The organism is Sulfurimonas sp. (assembly GCF_028694605.1).
GTDB lineage: Bacteria > Campylobacterota > Campylobacteria > Campylobacterales > Sulfurimonadaceae > Sulfurimonas.
The window spans coordinates 24161-42269 of sequence record NZ_JAQVKP010000011.1 but is presented as its reverse complement, the minus strand read 5'-3'; the positions used below and the strand labels follow the sequence as shown (position 1 = coordinate 42269).

The following is an 18109-nucleotide window of genomic DNA, read 5'->3' as shown; positions in this document are numbered from 1 at the left end:
ATAGAAAAGATTTCTGCTATACTCTATAAAAAAGAAGAGACAATGGATAACAAAATAGAAGAGATAGCCGCCCAGATAAAAACTCTTGAAGATGAACTTATGCAAGAACTTAGAAAAAAGCAGGATGAATTTTTCTATACGCTTGAAGATAAAAAAGTGAAATTCCAAGAGAGTGTAGTAAAAGAGGGGAGAAGTAGAATAGTAAGCTCCATAAAGTATCTCTCCTCTTTCCCGGTATCAGCAGTTTTTACTATTCCCTTTATCTGGTCTATGATGCTGCCTGCTCTTCTTGTGGATATCTTCGTAACCATTTATCAGACAGTCTGTTTCCCTATCTATAAAATTCCCAAAGTTAAGAGAGGCGATTATGTTATCATGGATAGATACAACCTCTTTTATCTTGACAGAGTAGAGAAGATAAACTGCTGGTATTGCGAATATTTTAACGGTGTTATTGCTTACACTAGAGAGATAGCTGCCAGAACCGAGCAGTTTTGGTGTCCTATCAAACACTCAAGAGCGCAAAAAGAGAAGCACTCAAGATATGATAAGTTTTTTGATTTTGGTGATTATGAAACGTATCGAAGAGAGCTTGAAAAAAGAAGAATCGACTTTAAAGATTTAGAGGAAAAAAAAGATGAATAGTGATATGCATATTAAAGCTAATGAACTTAAAGATTTGATTTGCGGTATGAGTGTTTCTAGTGACTCAAAATATTCATACGGTTATGAAAATAAAGAATACTACTTTTGTAGTGAACATTGTCTTGCTAAATTTAAAGAAAATCCTCAAAAATATATACATGTTTATAACGAGCCAGTTTGCACGGATACAAAACTCTGCCATGTAAATGCTCAAGCTCATCATAAAGCAGAGAAACAAGTAACTTATACCTGTCCAATGCATCCAGAAATAGTTCAAGACCATCCCGGAAGCTGTCCTAAATGCGGCATGGCACTTGAGCCTATTGTCGTAAAAGCAGCAGAAGAAAAAAATGAAGAACTTATAGATATGAGTCGCCGTTTTTGGGTTAGTACGGCTCTTTCTATTCCCGTGTTTGCTTTGGCAATGATAGCAGACTTATTGCCTGCATTATTGCCGAATTTATTAAGCATGAAAATGATTCAGTGGATAGAGTTTTTACTCTCTGCGCCTATTGTATTTTGGGGAGGCTGGCCATTTTTTGTACGAGGGTATAAATCTCTGCAAACAATGAATTTGAACATGTTCACGCTGATTGCTATCGGTGTTTTTGTTGCTTGGAGTTATAGCGTGGTGGCAATGTTCATGCCGCATATTTTTCCGCCTTTGATGCAGATGAGCAATGGTTTGGTACATGTATATTTTGAAGCAGCGGCAGTAATAACAACGCTTGTTCTTCTGGGACAGGTTCTTGAGCTTCGTGCCCGTTCACAAACAAACGTAGCAATCAAACTCCTGCTTGGACTTGCTCCTAACACGGCACGTATAGTAAAAGAAAACGGCAATGAGGAAGATATATCGCTAGAGAAAGTAAATGTAGGAGATATCCTGCGTATCCGTCCCGGCGAGAAAATTCCAGTTGACGGGATAGTTATAGAAGGCGAAAGTAATGTTGATGAGTCGATGGTTACGGGTGAGCCTATTGCAGTTAAGAAATTTGCAGGCGAAAAACTTATAGGTGCGACTATTAACTCAAACGGTACGCTGCTGATGAGAACCCAGAAAATCGGTGCGGATACTCTGCTCTCACAAATCATAGATATGGTCTCAAAAGCTCAACGCTCAAGAGCACCCATACAAAAATTGGCTGATGTAGTATCTTCTTATTTCGTTCCGGCTGTTATCGGTATCAGTGTAATAACATTTTTTGTATGGTGGATATGGGGGAGTGAGCCTCGTCTGGCATATGCCGTAGTAAGCGCTGTTTCTGTACTTATCATTGCATGTCCGTGTGCACTCGGTCTTGCTACGCCTATCTCCATAATGGTAGGAACAGGACGAGGTGCAACAAGCGGAGTATTAATCAAAAATGCGGAAGCTTTGGAAGTAATGGAAAAGGTTGATACTCTTGTAGTCGATAAAACAGGAACGCTGACAGAGGGAAAGCCTAAACTTATAAAGGTACATGTAGAAGATGGATTTGGTGAAAACGAACTCTTGCGTTTGGTTGCAAGTCTGGAGAGAGCGAGTGAGCATCCTTTGGCAGAAGCTATCGTAAACGGGGCGAGAGATAGAGAGGTTGAGTTGGTTAAAGCTGATAACTTTAACTCTCTAAGCGGAATGGGGATTACAGGCAAAGTTGACGGACAGGCAGTTTCAGTCGGTAATCTAAAACTGTTTGAGAGTTTAAATATAAATGCACTTGAGTTGTCAAAAAAAGCAGATATAGAGCGCTCTGATGGCAATATTGTAATGTTGGTTGCAGTAGGTTTAAAAGCAGCGGGTTTTATTGTTGTTGCTGACCCAATCAAAGAGAATACGGCAGAAGCTATTCGTAATCTACATGTACAAGGCATAAGGGTAGTGATGCTTACAGGCGATAATCGTACTACAGCGGAGATTGTTGCAAGAAAACTCGGCATAGACGAAGTGTATGCCGAGGTGTTGCCTGAGCAAAAAGCAGAGATTATTAAAAAACTTCAAGCCGGGGGGCGTATCGTTGCGATGGCAGGTGATGGCATAAACGATGCTCCTGCACTTGCACTTGCACATGTCGGCATTGCTATGGGAACGGGAACCGATGTTGCGATGGAGAGTGCCGGTGTCACTTTGGTAAAGGGTGATTTAAGAGGTATAGTCAGAGCAAGAGTTCTAAGTAGAGCAACAATGCAAAATATCAGACAAAATCTCTTTTTCTCCTTCTTTTACAACTCGGCGGGGATCCCGATTGCCGCGGGACTAATCTATCCGTTCTTTGGAATACTGCTCTCACCGATGATAGCCGCGGCGGCAATGAGTTTTAGTTCTGTTTCCGTAATTGCCAATTCGCTTAGACTTAGGGGAATAAAACTGTAAGCACTTTACATGTCATTAGTTCACAATGTTGTAGATGATTTCTGTTTTGTTTTTTACAACTCTAATCTCTGCAATGCTTAAGCCATCTATCTCCAAAGCCATAAACTCCTTCATAGAGTTTATGCCATTTTGTGCAACCGCTCTTAAAACCAAGCCCCTATATGCCTTTGCCCAATGGCTTACAACTTTGCCATCTTTTAAGAATTTCAGCATTGTGTATGGCTTTTTAATCTCATAAAAATTTTCATAGTATCCGGCACGTAAATCCAAAATCTCACAATTTCCAAGATAAAGATCAAGTTGATAGGAAAATCTATCTTTATAAAACTTGTCCGGTGCGTACTTGCCGATACTGTTTCCTTGTTTCACTTTATAGTTGGCTATTGTATCGCCTCCGAGCAACGGTCCATAGAGATTTGAAAATATTATTGTATTTGATTTGAGATACTCTTTTGCATCTTTATGCAATGAATTAAAATTAAGATAGTCGTATGCTACGCCGTCATAACGCTCAATAGCATGCATAAGCGGTGTATGAAAGATATCTGCAATATATGGAGTGCAGTCGCTCTCTTTTTTTAGACCGAAAAGTTCTTTTATTTTTTGCATATCGCCACTTTGTACAATAGAGTTATACTCATTTAAAATAATATCCCGTGAACCATAAGCGCCAAAAAGCTCTTTTTTCTCTTCATTGCCGCCGCTCTTTTTATTTTCAGCCGGAGAAAACAGTATTTTTAACATTAAGAAGCCTTTTAAAAAATCCAAAATTTGCTCAAATCGTACCCTTTTTTACATAAATTGCAAGATATTTTAAATTTAAGAGCAAAACTCTTGACATTGGAAAAAGATTGCACTATAATTCTGGCTCAAATTCAACGCCGGCATAGCTCAGTTGGCTAGAGCAGCTGATTTGTAATCAGCAGGCCCGGGGTTCAAATCCTCGTGCCGGCACCATTGAATGAGAGAATATTAGAAACAGTGTTAGACCAGATTAAACATAATAAGTTATGGTGAGTTAGTCAAGTGGCCAACGACGGCGGACTGTAAATCCGCTCCCTCCGGGTTCGGTGGTTCGAATCCACCACTCACCACCACTCAATGGCAGATGCGGGCGTAGCTCAGTTGGCTAGAGCGTCAGCCTTCCAAGCTGAGGGTCGAGGGTTCGAGTCCCTTCACCCGCTCCATTGAGATTCTGGAAGCTGAAGTACAATTTCAACCTACTTCATAAACCTATTGTCTTTAAAGCAGTAGCGTCTATATATAGCTATATCTACACAAAAAAACTAATATATATATATTTATAAAATTATGCAATTATTGCTTAGTGTTTTTACTCTATTTGTCCGCTCTCGTAGCTCAGGGGCAGAGCACTTCCTTGGTAAGGAAGAGGTCGGCGGTTCAAATCCGCTCGTGAGCTCCATAAAAGAAGCGCGGGTAAAATTTAAGCAATAATTGAATAATTTTTGGGTACAATTCCATCTCTATTCACAAATTAAGTCGGAGGACACTATGGCAAAAGAAAAGTTTTCGCGTAATAAACCGCACGTAAACATTGGTACTATTGGTCACGTTGACCACGGTAAGACAACACTGACAGCTGCAATTACTGCGGTTCTTGCAGTAACAAACGGTGCAAAAATGATGGATTACGATCAAATCGACAATGCTCCTGAAGAGCGTGAGCGTGGTATTACAATTGCTACATCGCACGTAGAGTATGAAACAGATAAGCGTCACTATGCACACGTTGACTGTCCAGGTCACGCGGACTACGTTAAAAACATGATTACAGGTGCTGCTCAAATGGACGGTGCTATTCTTGTTGTTTCTGCAGCGGACGGCCCGATGCCACAAACTCGTGAGCACATTCTTCTTTCTAAGCAAGTAGGCGTTCCTTATATCGTTGTTTTCATGAACAAAGAAGATATGGTTGATGATGAAGAGCTTTTAGAGCTAGTTGAAATGGAAATCCGTGAACTTCTTGATATGTATGATTTCCCAGGTGACGATACTCCAATCGTAGCTGGTTCTGCAAAAGAAGCTCTTGAAGAAGCAAAAAGCGGTACACTTGGACCATGGTCTGCAAAAATCCAAAAGCTTATGGCTGCGGTAGATGAGTATATTCCTGAGCCGACTCGTGAAACTGATAAAGATTTCTTGATGCCAGTTGAAGACGTTTTCTCAATCTCTGGTCGTGGAACAGTTGTTACTGGTCGTATCGAGCGTGGTGTTGTTAAGATTGGCGATACTATTGAAATCGTAGGTATTCGCGATACACAAACAACTACAGTAACTGGTATTGAGATGTTCCGTAAAGAGATGGATCAAGGTCAAGCTGGTGATAACTGTGGTCTATTGCTACGCGGTATTACTAAAGATGGTGTTGAGCGTGGTCAGGTTCTTTGTAAGCCAAAGAGCATCACTCCTCACACTAAATTTACAGCTGAGATTTACGTACTAAGTAAAGAGGAAGGTGGTCGCCATACTCCATTCTTTAGTAACTATCGCCCACAATTCTACGTTCGTACAACAGACGTAACAGGTGCAATCACATTACCAGAAGGTACTGAGATGGTTATGCCAGGTGATAACGTAAGCATTACTGTTGAACTAATTCACCCAATCGCTATGGAAAAAGGTACTAAGTTTGCTATTCGTGAGGGTGGAAGAACTGTTGGTGCCGGTGTTGTAGCTGAGATTCTTGCATAATTCGCTTTAGCGAAATATGCAAAATCCCTTAAAAGGTTAATAATATGAGAGAAGCAATACATTTAGGATGTGAGAAGTGTACACGTCGTAACTATCACACAACTAAAAACAAAAAGACTCATACTGAGAAATTTTCAGTAAAAAAATATTGTAAGTTTTGTCGTGAGCATACTGTTCATAAAGAGATGAAACTCTAATATAGTTGCAAATAGAAGCTTAAGTCTTTTGACTTGGCTTTTTTTGTTTAAAATAGGCGTGTAGCTCCAACGGTTAGAGCACCGGATTCCAAATCCGGGTGTTGGGAGTTCGAATCTCTCTACGCCTGCCATACATTTATTATTTGTAAAGCTTTTGAGCTTTATATATAATCAATGAGTAATTAGGAAGCTTGAATGAATTTAGGTTCACATATTAAAAATGCAAGATTAGAATTAAGCAAGGTTATTTTTCCTACTAAAGGTCAAGTAAAGCAAGCTTATGTCTCTGTCATTATTGTTGTAACTGTAATAACTGCTTTTTTAGCGCTTGTTGATTTGGTTATGTCGTCAATAGTATCGGCAATATTAGGATAAAGGGTGTCAATGGAGAAGAAAAAAAGCAATCATCAATGGTACTCTATCCAAACATACGGAAATGAGAGAACAGTTCGTTTAGCAATTTTAAATATGATTGAAGAGATGAGGCTTCAAGATGTGATAACAGATGTTATTGTACCTACTGAAGATGTAATCGAAGTAAAAGACGGTAAGAAAAAAATCACCGAAAGATCTCTTTATTCAGGGTATGTTTTTGCAAGAATAGATCTTAATACAGAGATTCAGCATCTTATTCAGACTATACCAAAAGTGTCTGGATTCATCGGAGAGGGCAATACTCCCACTCCGCTTAGCGAGCATGACATTAACGTAATATTAGATCGCGTTTCGAATCGTGCAGCACCTAAGCCAAGAGTATTTTTCGATAGTGGTGAGACAGTCCGTATTACAGAAGGTCCTTTTGCAAACTTCACGGCAACTGTAGATGAGTATGATTTAGAGCACGGAACTCTAAAACTAAATGTTTCGATTTTCGGAAGAGCAACTCCTGTGGATATTGCTTATACGCAAGTTGAAAAAATAATTTAATTTTACAAAGGAAAAAAGATGGCAAAAAAAATTATGGGCTATATCAAGCTGCAAATTGAAGCTGGAAAAGCAACACCTGCTCCTCCAGTAGGTCCTGCGCTCGGTCAACGTGGTGTTAACATTATGGAGTTTACTAAAAACTTCAACGAAAAAACAAAAGACAAGATGGGATTTAAAGTTCCTGTAGTTATTACTGTTTACACTGATAAAAGTTTTACATTTGTTGTAAAGCAGCCGCCTGCTACTGCACTTATTTTACATGCAGCAGGTTTAAAAGGCGGTTCAAGCAATCCGCTTAAAAATAAAGTTGGAAAGCTTACACGTGCACAAGTAATGGAAATCGTCAATAGAAAAATTGAAGATATGAATACTGACGACAAAGAAGCAGCAGCAAATACAATCGCTGGTTCAGCACGTTCGATGGGTATTGAAATCGTAGATTAATATCTGCATCTTATCACCGACCACAGTGATGTAAAATTTTGTGGCAGAATTTATAGGAGAATTTGAAAATGAGCAAAAGATATAAACAACTAATTGAAAAAATTGATGTTGCAAAAGCATATGGTGTTGATGAAGCTTCAGCACTGGTAAAAGAGTTGATAAGCGCAAAGTTTGATGAGACTGTTGAAGTAGCATTTAACTTAAATGTTGACCCAAGACATGCAGATCAGATGATTCGTGGTGCTATAGTACTTCCTCATGGAACTGGAAAAACAGTTCGTGTTGCAGTTTTTGCAAAAGGCGTTAAAGCTGATGAGGCTAAAGCTGCCGGTGCTGATATTGTTGGAACAGACGATTTAGTACAACAAATCAAAGATGGTATCTTTAATTTTGATATCGTAGTTGCTGCACCTGACTGTATGGGTCTTGTAGGACAAATTGGTCGTATTTTAGGACCAAAAGGTATGATGCCAAACCCTAAAACAGGTACTGTAACTCCAGATGTTGCAACTGCTGTTAAAAATGTAAAAGGTGGACAAGTAAATTTCCGTGTTGACAAAAAAGGAAATATCCACGCAGGAATAGGTAAAGCAAGTTTTGCTGCGGATAAAATCGCTGAAAATCTAGTAACTTTTGTAAAAGCTATAAATAGACATAAGCCTGCGTCAGCAAAAGGTCGTTATATTAAAAATTGTGCACTTAGTTTAACAATGAGTCCGGCTCTTAAACTTGATGTTATGCAATTGGCAGAGATGAAATAATTGAGTAATTTTTAGTGCTTTATTCGTAAAGCACTATCAAGTTACTGCTTTGGTAACTGCATTTTATGGACTGAAGATATAGGAGCGGAAGCTTAATATGCTGATTTATCGGCGTTCCTGTTGAAGTGTTGTCTGGAAAGGAGATATTCTATGACAAAAACACAAAAAGCTGAAATTATTGAAGTACTTTCAAATGAATTCAAGGATGCTCAGAGTGTAATCTTTTGTGATTACAAAGGTTTGAGTGTTTCTAAACTTGAAGCATTGAGAAAAATGGCTCGCGCTAAAGATGCAAAAGTTCAGGTTGTTAAAAATACTTTAGCAACTATCGCATTAACAAATGCAGAACTTACAGGTGTTGCATTAAAAGACACTAACATCTTAGTTTGGGGTGCAGATTCTATTTCTACTTCAAAAGTTGCTGCAGATTTTGCAAAAGATAACGATAAATTTGTTATCAAATCTGCTTATATTGACCGTGAACCTGCCGATGCTGCTAAAGTCGAAGCGTTTGCTAAACTTCCAGGACGTGAAGAACTACTTGGTATGCTTGCATCTGTTTGGATGGGACCAATCAGAAACTTTACAATTGGTTTGGACGCATTGAGACAAAAAAGAGAAGAGGCGTAATTGCCTTTAACAATAAAAATGAGCAATCATTAAAAATTTCATAATGGAGAATTATTATGGCAATAACAAAAGAAGATGTATTAGAGTTTATTTCAGGACTTTCTGTATTAGAACTTTCTGAATTGGTAAAAGAGTTCGAAGAGAAATTCGGTGTTTCTGCACAGCCTGTTGCTGTTGCTGGCGGTGCTGTAGCTGCTGCTCCTGTTGAAGAGCAAACTGAATTTAACGTTGTTATCGTTGATGCAGGTGATAAGAAAATCAACGTAATTAAAGTTGTTCGTGCTCTTACTGGTCTTGGACTAAAAGAAGCTAAAGATGCAACTGAAAACGTACCTTCAACAATCAAAGAGGGTGTTGATAAAGAGACTGCTATGAACGCTAAGAAAGAGCTTGAAGAAGCTGGCGCAAAAGTAGAAGTTAAATAATTTTACTACCTACGCGTGATTGAAGGGGTTTTCCCCTAAAGTCACGTACTTTTGGGCGCTTTTATGAGAAGATAAAAATCTTTTCGTAAAAGTGCCCTTATGTCGTTTATAAGCACTGTAAAAAAAGCTCTTACTTTTTGAGCTAAAAATCATCTAGGGACGCCTAGATACGATAACTTAATCTTTTAAGGTTAGGTCTTAATAACAACTCACCGAGGTAGCCAATGTTAAATACTTTATATTCCGGAAATCGTCTTCGTGTTGACTTCTCAAAAACCCCTCAGCAAATAGAAGTACCAAACTTATTACAACTACAACAGAGCTCATATAACAAGTTTTTGATGCTTGATGAAAAAGACAGATCCCAAAGCGGCGTGGAAACGGTTTTCCAATCAGTTTTTCCAATTCATGATACACAAAACAGATTGACTGTTGAGTATATCGACAGTGAAGTAGGCAAACCAAAATATACTGTTAGAGAGTGTATGGAGCGTGGACTTACTTATGCCGTAAGCTTAAGAATGAAAACACGTCTTGTCCTTTGGGATAGAGATGAAAACACAAAAGAGAAATTAGGTGTAAAAGATATTAAAGAACAAAGTATTTTTGTTCGTGATATCCCGCTTATGACAGACAGGACTTCATTTATTATTAACGGTGTCGAGAGGGTAGTTGTTAATCAGCTCCACCGCTCTCCCGGTGTTATCTTTAAAGAAGAGGAGTCAACAACATCCGGCAATAAGCTTATCTATACAGGTCAGATAATTCCGGATCGCGGCTCTTGGCTATATTTTGAGTATGACCCAAAAGATATCCTGTATATGAGAATCAACAAGCGCCGTAAAGTTCCTGTAACTATTATGTTCCGTGCACTTGGCTACTCAAAACAGGATATTTTAAAGCTATTTTATCCAATTCAAAAAATTAGTATCGTTGATAATAAATTTTTAATGCCGTTCAATCCTCATGACTATTCTTCGAGATTAACGTACGATTTGATTGACAAAGACGGAAAAATACTTTTAACGTCAGGAAAAAGACTTTCTTTAAAAAAAGCACAAAAGTTTATTGAAGATGGTTTGAAAGAAGTTGAGTATCCGCTTGAGATTCTTCTTGATCGTTATTTGGCAAATCCTATCGTTGATCCTGAGACAGGAGAAATTCTTTTTGACGCAATGACTCGCATTGATGAGACAAAGCTTAAAAAAATGAGTGAAGTCGGAGTTAAAAATTTTAGTATAGCAAACGACTTGGCAGAGGGTGTGGATAGTTCTGTAATTAATGCATTTAATGCAGATGCGGATTCTTTAAAGCTTTTAAAACAGACAGAAGATATTGAAGATGAAAATGACCTTGCTGCAATTCGTATATATAAGGTTATGAGACCGGGTGAGCCTGTAACAAAAGAGGCGGCAAAGGTTTTTGTCAACCAACTCTTCTTTGATCCTGAGAGATATGACTTGACTAAGGTCGGTCGTATGAAGATGAACCATAAACTTGGACTTGATATTCCAGAGTATGTGACAGTTTTAACGCATGAAGATATTATCGAATCGGTTAAGTATGTTATTAAAGTTAAAAATGGTCAAGGACATATTGACGATAGAGATCACTTGGGTAACCGCCGTATTCGTTCTATCGGAGAGCTTTTGGGCAACGAGCTTCATAACGGTTTGATAAAAATGCAAAAAGCTATTCGTGATAAGCTTTCAACAATGAGTGGTCCGATGAATGAGCTTATGCCCCATGATCTTATCAACTCAAAGATGATAACTTCAACAATCATGGAATTCTTCTCAGGCGGACAGCTCTCACAGTTTATGGATCAGACGAATCCACTCTCTGAAGTAACGCATAAACGCCGTTTGTCGGCACTCGGAGAGGGCGGTCTTATTAAAGAGCGTGCAGGTTTTGAAGTACGTGACGTTCACCCGACCCACTATGGAAGAATCTGCCCTATCGAGACTCCTGAGGGTCAAAATATCGGTCTTATCAACACTCTTGCAACATATTCAAAAGTAAATGAGCACGGGTTTATTGAAGCACCTTACAAAGTAATGCAAGACGGAAAAATTACAAACGAGATTGTTTATCTTACGGCAACGCAAGAAGAAGGCAAGAAAATTGCAGCCGCTTCAAACAAACTTGGAAGTGATGGACAGTTTGTAGATAAAATTGTTGTAGCAAGAGTTGATGGCGAGATTCTTCACCGCCCGATAACCGAGTGTGATTATGCAGACCTTTCATCACATATGGTAGTTGGTGTTGCAGCTTCGCTTATCCCATTCCTAGAGCATGACGATGCGAACCGCGCACTTATGGGTTCAAACATGCAGCGTCAAGCAGTGCCGCTTATAAGAAGTGAAGCACCGATGGTCGGTACAGGTGTTGAAAAGCTTGTTGCGCGTGATTCATGGGAATGTGTAAAAGCAAAACGCTCAGGTATGGTTGAAAAAGTTGATGCAAAACATATCTATGTGATGGGCGAAGATGATGGGGATATATATATAGATTATTATCCATTGCAAAAAAATCTTCGTACAAACCAAAACACGGCATTTGGGCAAAAACCTGTCGTGAAAGTCGGTCAAAGAGTAGAAAAAGGTCAGATTATTGCAGATGGTCCAAATATGGATCAAGGAGAGCTTGCACTTGGTGTTAATGCAATGGTCGCCTTTATGCCATGGAATGGATTTAACTTTGAGGATGCGATAGTTATCTCCGAGAGACTTATCCGCAAAGATGCTTTTACATCGGTTCATATCTATGAAAAAGAGGTTGAAGCCAGAGAACTGAAGCATGGTGTTGAAGAGATTACGCGTGATATTCCAAATGTAAGAGATGATGAACTCTCCCACTTGGATGAGAGCGGTATCGTTAAAATCGGAACAAATGTTACGGGTGGAATGATTCTTGTAGGAAAGGTTTCTCCAAAAGGCGAGGTAAAGCCGACACCTGAAGAGAGACTTCTTCGCGCAATTTTTGGTGAAAAAGCCGGACATGTTATTAACAAATCTCTCTATTGCCCACCGAGTATGGAAGGTGTTGTTGTTGATGTTAAAATTTTTACAAAAAAAGGTTATGACAAAGATTCTCGTACACTTGAGCTTGAGAAAGAGGAGCGTGATCATTTAGAGCGTGAGCACTATGATAGACTTCTTATGATAGACAAGGAAGAGATGCTTAGAGTTACAAAACTCTTAACAAAAGAGTCTCTTATAGCTGATATAAAAATAGGAAGTACGAACTATAAAGCCGGAGATATGATTAATCCGCAAGATTTGGTAGAGGTTAATCGTTTTGCAATGAATGCGATTATCAAATCTTTTAGTGAAGAGATTCAGTCTGAATATAACAAAACAAAAAACTATTTTCAAAAAGAGAAGAGACTTTTCCGTGATGAGCATGAGGAAAAGCTTAATATCTTAGAAAAAGATGACATTCTTCCAAACGGCGTTGTAAAGTATGTTAAGGTTTACATTGCAACAAAACGTCAGTTAAAAGTCGGTGATAAAATGGCAGGACGCCACGGAAATAAAGGTATTGTCTCCACAATCGTCCCTGAAGTTGATATGCCATACATGGAAGACGGAAGAAGCGTGGATGTATGTCTCAACCCGCTTGGGGTTCCATCTCGTATGAATATCGGTCAGATTTTGGAGATGCACTTAGGTATGGCTGGACGTGAACTTGGTCATCAGATTCAAGCGCAGTTTGATGCGAAACAGAAAGATTTTATAGAAAACATTCGCACAAAAATGGTTGAAGTAGCTGATGTTGCCGGTATGATGAATGCAAAAGAGGTACTTGGCAAAATGAGTGATGAAGAACTTCTCTCTTATGCAAGAGATTGGTCAAGAGGAGTCAAGTTCGCAACCCCAATTTTTGAAGGCGTAAATGCAAAAGAGTTCGAGAAGCTTTTTGAACTCGCTAAAATGGATACAGACGGTAAAACTGTACTTTATAGCGGTATGACAGGCGAGAAAATCAAAGAACGCGTCAATGTCGGTTATATGTATATCCTTAAGCTTCATCACTTGGTTGATGAGAAGATTCACGCACGTTCAACCGGACCATACTCTCTTGTAACGCAACAACCGGTCGGCGGTAAAGCGCTCTTTGGCGGTCAAAGATTTGGAGAGATGGAAGTTTGGGCGTTAGAGGCGTATGGAGCGAGTGCAGTTCTTAAAGAGATGTTAACTATAAAATCAGATGATGTTGACGGGCGTGTGCGTGCTTACAAAGCGATTACAAAAGGGGAATTGGTACCAGAATCTGGTATCCCAGAAACACTCTTTGTATTAACAAAAGAGCTCCAATCATTGGCTCTGGATGTAGAAATATTTGACGAGGTAGAAGAGAATGAGTAAACTAGTACCTATTGAAGTAAGTGAAGAGAAAAGACCGGCGGATATAAAACAATTACAGTTTCGCTTGGCTGCTCCGGATAAGATTTTATCTTGGAGTCATGGTGAAGTTAAAAAGCCTGAAACAATCAATTATCGTACGCTTAAACCAGAGCGCGATGGTCTGTTTTGTGCAAAAATCTTTGGTCCTGTAAGAGACTATGAGTGCCTTTGCGGAAAATACAAAAAGATGCGTTACAAAGGTGTAGTCTGTGAGAAGTGTGGCGTTGAAGTTACTTCTACAAAAGTTCGTCGTACACGTATGGGTCATATCGAACTTGTTACTCCTGTTGCTCATATTTGGTATGTTAGCTCACTTCCATCTCGTATAGGAACTCTTCTTGGTATCAAGATGAAAGACCTTGAGCGTGTACTCTACTATGAGGCATATATCGTTGAGAGCGGTGGCGAAGCATACTATGATGCTGAAGCAAAAACTCCTGTTCTCAAGTATGATGTTTTAAATGAGGAGCAGTACCGTACATTGGTTTCCAGATTTGGTGAGCTTGGCTTTAAAGCACGTATGGGTGGCGAAGTTGTTCGTGATTTGCTTGATTCTATCGACCTTGTAGATCTTTTTACACAGTTAAAAGAAGAGATAGAGCAGACAAAGAGTGAGGCTAAAACAAAAATAATCGCAAAAAGATTGAAGGTTATCGAGTCATTTTTAAATTCAGGAAATAACCCTGCATGGATGATGCTCACAATCTTGCCGGTTCTTCCACCGGATCTTAGACCTCTTGTTTCACTTGATGGCGGAAAATTTGCGGTTTCAGATGTCAACGACCTTTATCGCCGTGTTATCAACCGTAACCAGAGACTAAAGCGTCTTGTGGAGCTTGAAGCACCGGAGATTATTGTTAGAAATGAGAAGCGTATGCTTCAAGAATCGGTAGATGCTCTCTTTGACAATGGTCGCCGTGCAAATGCCGTAAAAGGTGCAAATAAGCGTCCGCTAAAATCTTTGAGTGAAATCATCAAAGGTAAACAGGGACGTTTTAGACAAAACTTGCTTGGAAAGCGTGTTGACTTCTCTGGGCGTTCTGTTATCGTTGTGGGTCCATCTTTGGCAATGGATCAGTGTGGACTTCCTAAGAAGATGGCTTTAGAGCTTTTCAAACCGCATTTGATTGCAAAGCTTGAAGAAAAAGGATATGCAACGACCGTAAAATCTGCAAAGAAGATGATTGAAGATAAGACGAACGAAGTTTGGGAGTGTCTTGCGGAGATAGTTGACGGTTATCCGGTTCTTCTTAACCGTGCACCTACGCTTCACAAGCTTTCAATTCAGGCATTCCATCCAAAACTAATTGATGGAAAAGCGATACAGCTGCACCCGCTTGTTTGTGCCGCATTTAATGCTGACTTCGACGGTGACCAGATGGCTGTTCACGTTCCGTTAAGCTCTGCTGCAATAGCTGAGGCAAAAGTGTTGATGCTTGCATCTATGAATATTCTTCTTCCTGCATCAGGAAAGGCGATAGCGACACCTTCGCAGGATATGGTTCTTGGTATTTACTATATTACATTAGAAAAAAATGGTGTAAAAGGTTCCAATAAGCTATTTGCAAACGTGGATGAAGTTCGTATCGCTATTGAGCATGGCGCACTTGACTTGCATGCCAAAGTAAGAACAAGAGATGAGGGTAGAATCATCCATACAACAGCAGGGCGTATGCTTCTAAAAGCAATCTTGCCTGATTTTGTTCCGGTAGAGCTTTGGAACAGAGTTATGAAGAAAAAAGCAATCAACGAGGTTGTTGACTATGTTCAAAAGCATGGCGGAATCGGAGTAACGGCAGGATTCTTAGATAGACTTAAAAACTTAGGCTTTAAGCACGCAACGGAAGCCGGTATCTCTATCTCAATCGATGATATTAGAATTCCGGCTACGAAAGAGGCAAAAATCACAGAGTCTAAAAACAGAGTTTTTGAGATTCAAAAGCAGTTTGAAGCAGGTCTTTTAACAGAGCAAGAGAGATACAATAAAATCATTGACGTTTGGACAGATACAAACAACACGCTTGCTACACAGATGATGAGCCTGGTTCAGACAGATAAGGCAGGATTTAACTCTATCCACATGATGGCGGATTCCGGAGCTCGTGGTTCAGCGGCTCAAATTCGTCAGCTTGCAGGTATGCGTGGTCTTATGGCAAAGCCGAGCGGTGAGATTATTGAAACACCGATTATCTCTAACTTTAAAGAGGGTCTTAACGTTGTAGAATACTTTATTTCTACACACGGTGCGAGAAAAGGTCTTGCCGATACAGCTCTAAAAACAGCAAATGCCGGTTACCTTACTCGTAAACTTGTTGACGTTGCACAAAATGTTAAGATTGTTGAGCATGACTGTCATACACATGAGGGTATCGAAATCTCTGACATTAGTGATCAAAACACGCTGATTGAGTCTCTTGAAGACAGACTTAACGGCAGGGTTTTGGCAGATGATGTAATTGATCCGATAAGCAACGAGATTCTTTTTGCAGAGGGTACCCTTATTGATGAAGTAAGCGCAAAAGTTATCGCTGAAGCCGGTATTAAAACGGCATATATCAGAACACCTACAACGTGTAAGAGTGAAAATGGCATATGTGCTCTTTGTTATGGCGTGAACTTGGCAACAGGGCAGATTGTCCGTAAGGGTGAAGCAGTCGGTATCATCGCTGCACAATCTATCGGTGAGCCTGGGACACAGCTTACGCTTAGAACTTTCCACGTCGGCGGTACGGCGTCTTCAACTGCTCAAGAGAGACAAGTTGTTGCTGAGAAAGAGGGCTTTATCCGTTACTATAACCTTAAAACGTATGCTTCTAAAGAGGGTAAAAATATCGTTGCCAACCGTAGAAATGCAGCAATTCTTTTGGTAGAACCTAAAATTAAAGCTCCTTTTGCAGGTAAGTTTGAAGTTCAAACTGCACATGATGAAGTTATTATCAGTGTATCATCAAAAGCAGATACCGTACGTTATGTGCTTCGTAAAAATGAGATAGCAAAACCAAATGAGCTAGCTGGTGTCGGCGGTCAAATAGAAGGAAAATACTACTTCCCGTATGAGAACGGCGCTGAAGTTAAAGAGAATGAGTCTATCGTTGAGACTATCAAAGATGGATGGAATGTTCCAAGTCGTATTCCGTACGCATCTGAGATTTTGGTTGCAAATGGCGCACCTGTAACGCAAAAAATTCTTGCAAAAGAGGACGGTGTTGTAAAATACTTCATTTTACGCGGTGACTATCTTGAGAGATTTGAAGGACTTAAAGCTGGTTATGAAGTTGCTGAAAAGGGTCTTTTCGCAACTGTTGTTGATGAAAACAACCGTGAAGCGGTACGCCATTATATAGCACGTGGTTCTATTATTGTTGCAGAGGATGATGCGACTGTTGATCCAAAAACTGTTATTGCAAAACCAAAGAGCGACGAGTCAACAGTGATTGCGGAGTGGGATCCATACTCTAATCCTGTTATCTCTGAAACAAACGGTGTTGTGAAGTTTGAGGATATCATTATTGGAACAACAGCTACAGAGCAGTATGATGAACTAAGCGGTAAAACACGTCTTATGATAAGTGATCATATTCCGGTTGAGTATAAACCGACAATAGTTCTTGCAAGCGAAGACGGAGAGTTGTTAAGATACCAAATGCAGCCTAAGACATCTATCTATGTTGAAGATGGTGCAAAAGTTAAAGTTGCCGATATTATTGCAAAAACACCAAAAGCACTTCAAAAATCAAGCGATATTACAGGGGGTCTTCCTCGTGTAAGTGAGCTTTTTGAAGGTCGTCGCCCAAAAGCAACGGCATTAATCTCTGAGATTGACGGAACGGTAACTTTTGGAAAATCACTCCGTGGTAAGATAAGAATTCTGGTAGCCTCAGACAGCGGGATGGTAAAAGAGTACTTTGTTGACAAGTCACATACACCGGTTGTCAATACGGGTGACTTTGTACATGCAGGTGAGAGACTTACTTCGGGTATTATCTCTTCTCATGAGTTGCTGCGTATTATGGGTGTAAAAACACTTTATAACTACCTAGTGAGTGAAGTACAGCAAGTTTACCGCTCTCAAGGGGTAAATATTGCAGACAAGCATATCGAGGTTATCTTTACGCAGATGCTAAGACAGGTAAAAATTCTTAAATCAGGCGATACAAAGTTTATTGAAGGTGATTTAATCTCTAAAACTAAGTTTGCTCAAGAGAATGAGAAGATTGTTAAGCTTGGCGGTCGCCCTGCAATTGCCGAGCCATTCCTTGTCGGTATTACTCGTGCGGCTGTTTCGGCTGACAGTATTATCTCTGCTGCATCGTTCCAAGATACAACAAAAGTATTAACGGAAGCTGCTGTAAGTGCAAAAATAGATGACCTAAACGATCTTAAAGAAAACGTTATTATCGGTCGTACTATTCCTGTTGGAACAGGTATTTATAAAAACCAAGAGATTCTTTTTGGAAAAAACTAAAAAATAGGGTTTCCCCTATTTTTTAAATCCTTTATAAAATTCTACTATTTTCTACATAGCGAGTTTCTTTTATTAATCTACACTTAAAATAAGCTATTTTTTATTATATTTTTATTATAATCACGCGTCTATAACTCCCTA

At 39.5% G+C, this 18109-nt stretch carries 13 protein-coding genes and 5 tRNA genes; 17 read left to right on the top strand and 1 reads right to left on the bottom strand.

The window, feature by feature from the left end:
* Positions 1 to 42: 42 nt before the first annotated feature.
* Both PHY84_RS07790 and PHY84_RS07785 read left to right on the top strand, forming a co-directional pair.
* Complete coding sequence (locus tag PHY84_RS07790; RefSeq protein ID WP_299858816.1) at positions 43 to 645, top strand: hypothetical protein; 603 nt, start codon at positions 43 to 45, stop codon at positions 643 to 645.
* The gene (locus tag PHY84_RS07785) at positions 638 to 2998 is read left to right on the top strand and encodes a heavy metal translocating P-type ATPase (protein WP_299858815.1); all 2361 of its coding nucleotides are present in this window, start codon (positions 638 to 640) and stop codon (positions 2996 to 2998) included. The genes PHY84_RS07790 and PHY84_RS07785 overlap by 8 nt, the downstream gene beginning before the upstream one ends.
* Before the next feature lie 15 nt (positions 2999 to 3013).
* Here PHY84_RS07785 and PHY84_RS07780 read toward each other — a convergent pair whose 3' ends face one another.
* Positions 3014 to 3742: a YaaA family protein gene (locus tag PHY84_RS07780; RefSeq protein WP_299858814.1), complete on the bottom strand. Its 729-nt coding sequence runs from the start codon at positions 3740 to 3742 to the stop codon at positions 3014 to 3016.
* A 136-nt stretch (positions 3743 to 3878) separates the two neighbouring features.
* Between PHY84_RS07780 and PHY84_RS07775 the strand changes: the two genes are divergently transcribed.
* From PHY84_RS07775 to rpoC, 15 genes are all read left to right on the top strand, one after another.
* A tRNA-Thr gene (locus PHY84_RS07775) sits at positions 3879 to 3955 on the top strand.
* Between the two features lie 55 nt (positions 3956 to 4010).
* A tRNA-Tyr gene (locus PHY84_RS07770) sits at positions 4011 to 4095 on the top strand.
* Between the two features lie 13 nt (positions 4096 to 4108).
* A tRNA-Gly gene (locus PHY84_RS07765) sits at positions 4109 to 4185 on the top strand.
* A 161-nt stretch (positions 4186 to 4346) separates the two neighbouring features.
* Positions 4347 to 4421, top strand: a tRNA-Thr gene (locus PHY84_RS07760).
* 89 nt (positions 4422 to 4510) lie between these two features.
* The gene (tuf, locus tag PHY84_RS07755) at positions 4511 to 5710 is read left to right on the top strand and encodes an elongation factor Tu (RefSeq protein ID WP_299858813.1); all 1200 of its coding nucleotides are present in this window, start codon (positions 4511 to 4513) and stop codon (positions 5708 to 5710) included.
* A 44-nt stretch (positions 5711 to 5754) separates the two neighbouring features.
* The gene (rpmG, locus tag PHY84_RS07750; protein ID WP_137011688.1) at positions 5755 to 5907 is read left to right on the top strand and encodes a 50S ribosomal protein L33; all 153 of its coding nucleotides are present in this window, start codon (positions 5755 to 5757) and stop codon (positions 5905 to 5907) included.
* 54 nt (positions 5908 to 5961) lie between these two features.
* Positions 5962 to 6038 (top strand) — tRNA-Trp (locus tag PHY84_RS07745).
* Between the two features lie 64 nt (positions 6039 to 6102).
* Complete coding sequence (gene secE, locus PHY84_RS07740) at positions 6103 to 6282, top strand: preprotein translocase subunit SecE (RefSeq protein ID WP_299858812.1); 180 nt, start codon at positions 6103 to 6105, stop codon at positions 6280 to 6282.
* A gap of 9 nt (positions 6283 to 6291) precedes the next feature.
* On the top strand, positions 6292 to 6834 hold the full coding sequence (nusG, locus tag PHY84_RS07735; RefSeq protein ID WP_299858811.1) for a transcription termination/antitermination protein NusG: 543 nt from the start codon (positions 6292 to 6294) through the stop codon (positions 6832 to 6834).
* 18 nt (positions 6835 to 6852) lie between these two features.
* The gene (gene rplK, locus PHY84_RS07730) at positions 6853 to 7278 is read left to right on the top strand and encodes a 50S ribosomal protein L11 (protein WP_299858810.1); all 426 of its coding nucleotides are present in this window, start codon (positions 6853 to 6855) and stop codon (positions 7276 to 7278) included.
* A 68-nt stretch (positions 7279 to 7346) separates the two neighbouring features.
* Positions 7347 to 8039: a 50S ribosomal protein L1 gene (gene rplA, locus PHY84_RS07725; protein WP_299858809.1), complete on the top strand. Its 693-nt coding sequence runs from the start codon at positions 7347 to 7349 to the stop codon at positions 8037 to 8039.
* Between the two features lie 150 nt (positions 8040 to 8189).
* Entirely contained in the window at positions 8190 to 8669 is a 480-nt protein-coding gene (gene rplJ, locus PHY84_RS07720) for a 50S ribosomal protein L10 (protein WP_299858808.1), read from the top strand.
* A gap of 56 nt (positions 8670 to 8725) precedes the next feature.
* The gene (rplL, locus tag PHY84_RS07715) at positions 8726 to 9094 is read left to right on the top strand and encodes a 50S ribosomal protein L7/L12 (protein ID WP_299858807.1); all 369 of its coding nucleotides are present in this window, start codon (positions 8726 to 8728) and stop codon (positions 9092 to 9094) included.
* A gap of 224 nt (positions 9095 to 9318) precedes the next feature.
* Positions 9319 to 13464, top strand: a complete 4146-nt coding sequence (gene rpoB / locus PHY84_RS07710; RefSeq protein WP_299858805.1) for a DNA-directed RNA polymerase subunit beta — start codon at positions 9319 to 9321, stop codon at positions 13462 to 13464.
* Positions 13457 to 17968, top strand: a complete 4512-nt coding sequence (gene rpoC / locus PHY84_RS07705) for a DNA-directed RNA polymerase subunit beta' (RefSeq protein ID WP_299858804.1) — start codon at positions 13457 to 13459, stop codon at positions 17966 to 17968. The genes rpoB and rpoC overlap by 8 nt, the downstream gene beginning before the upstream one ends.
* Positions 17969 to 18109 lie beyond the last annotated feature (141 nt).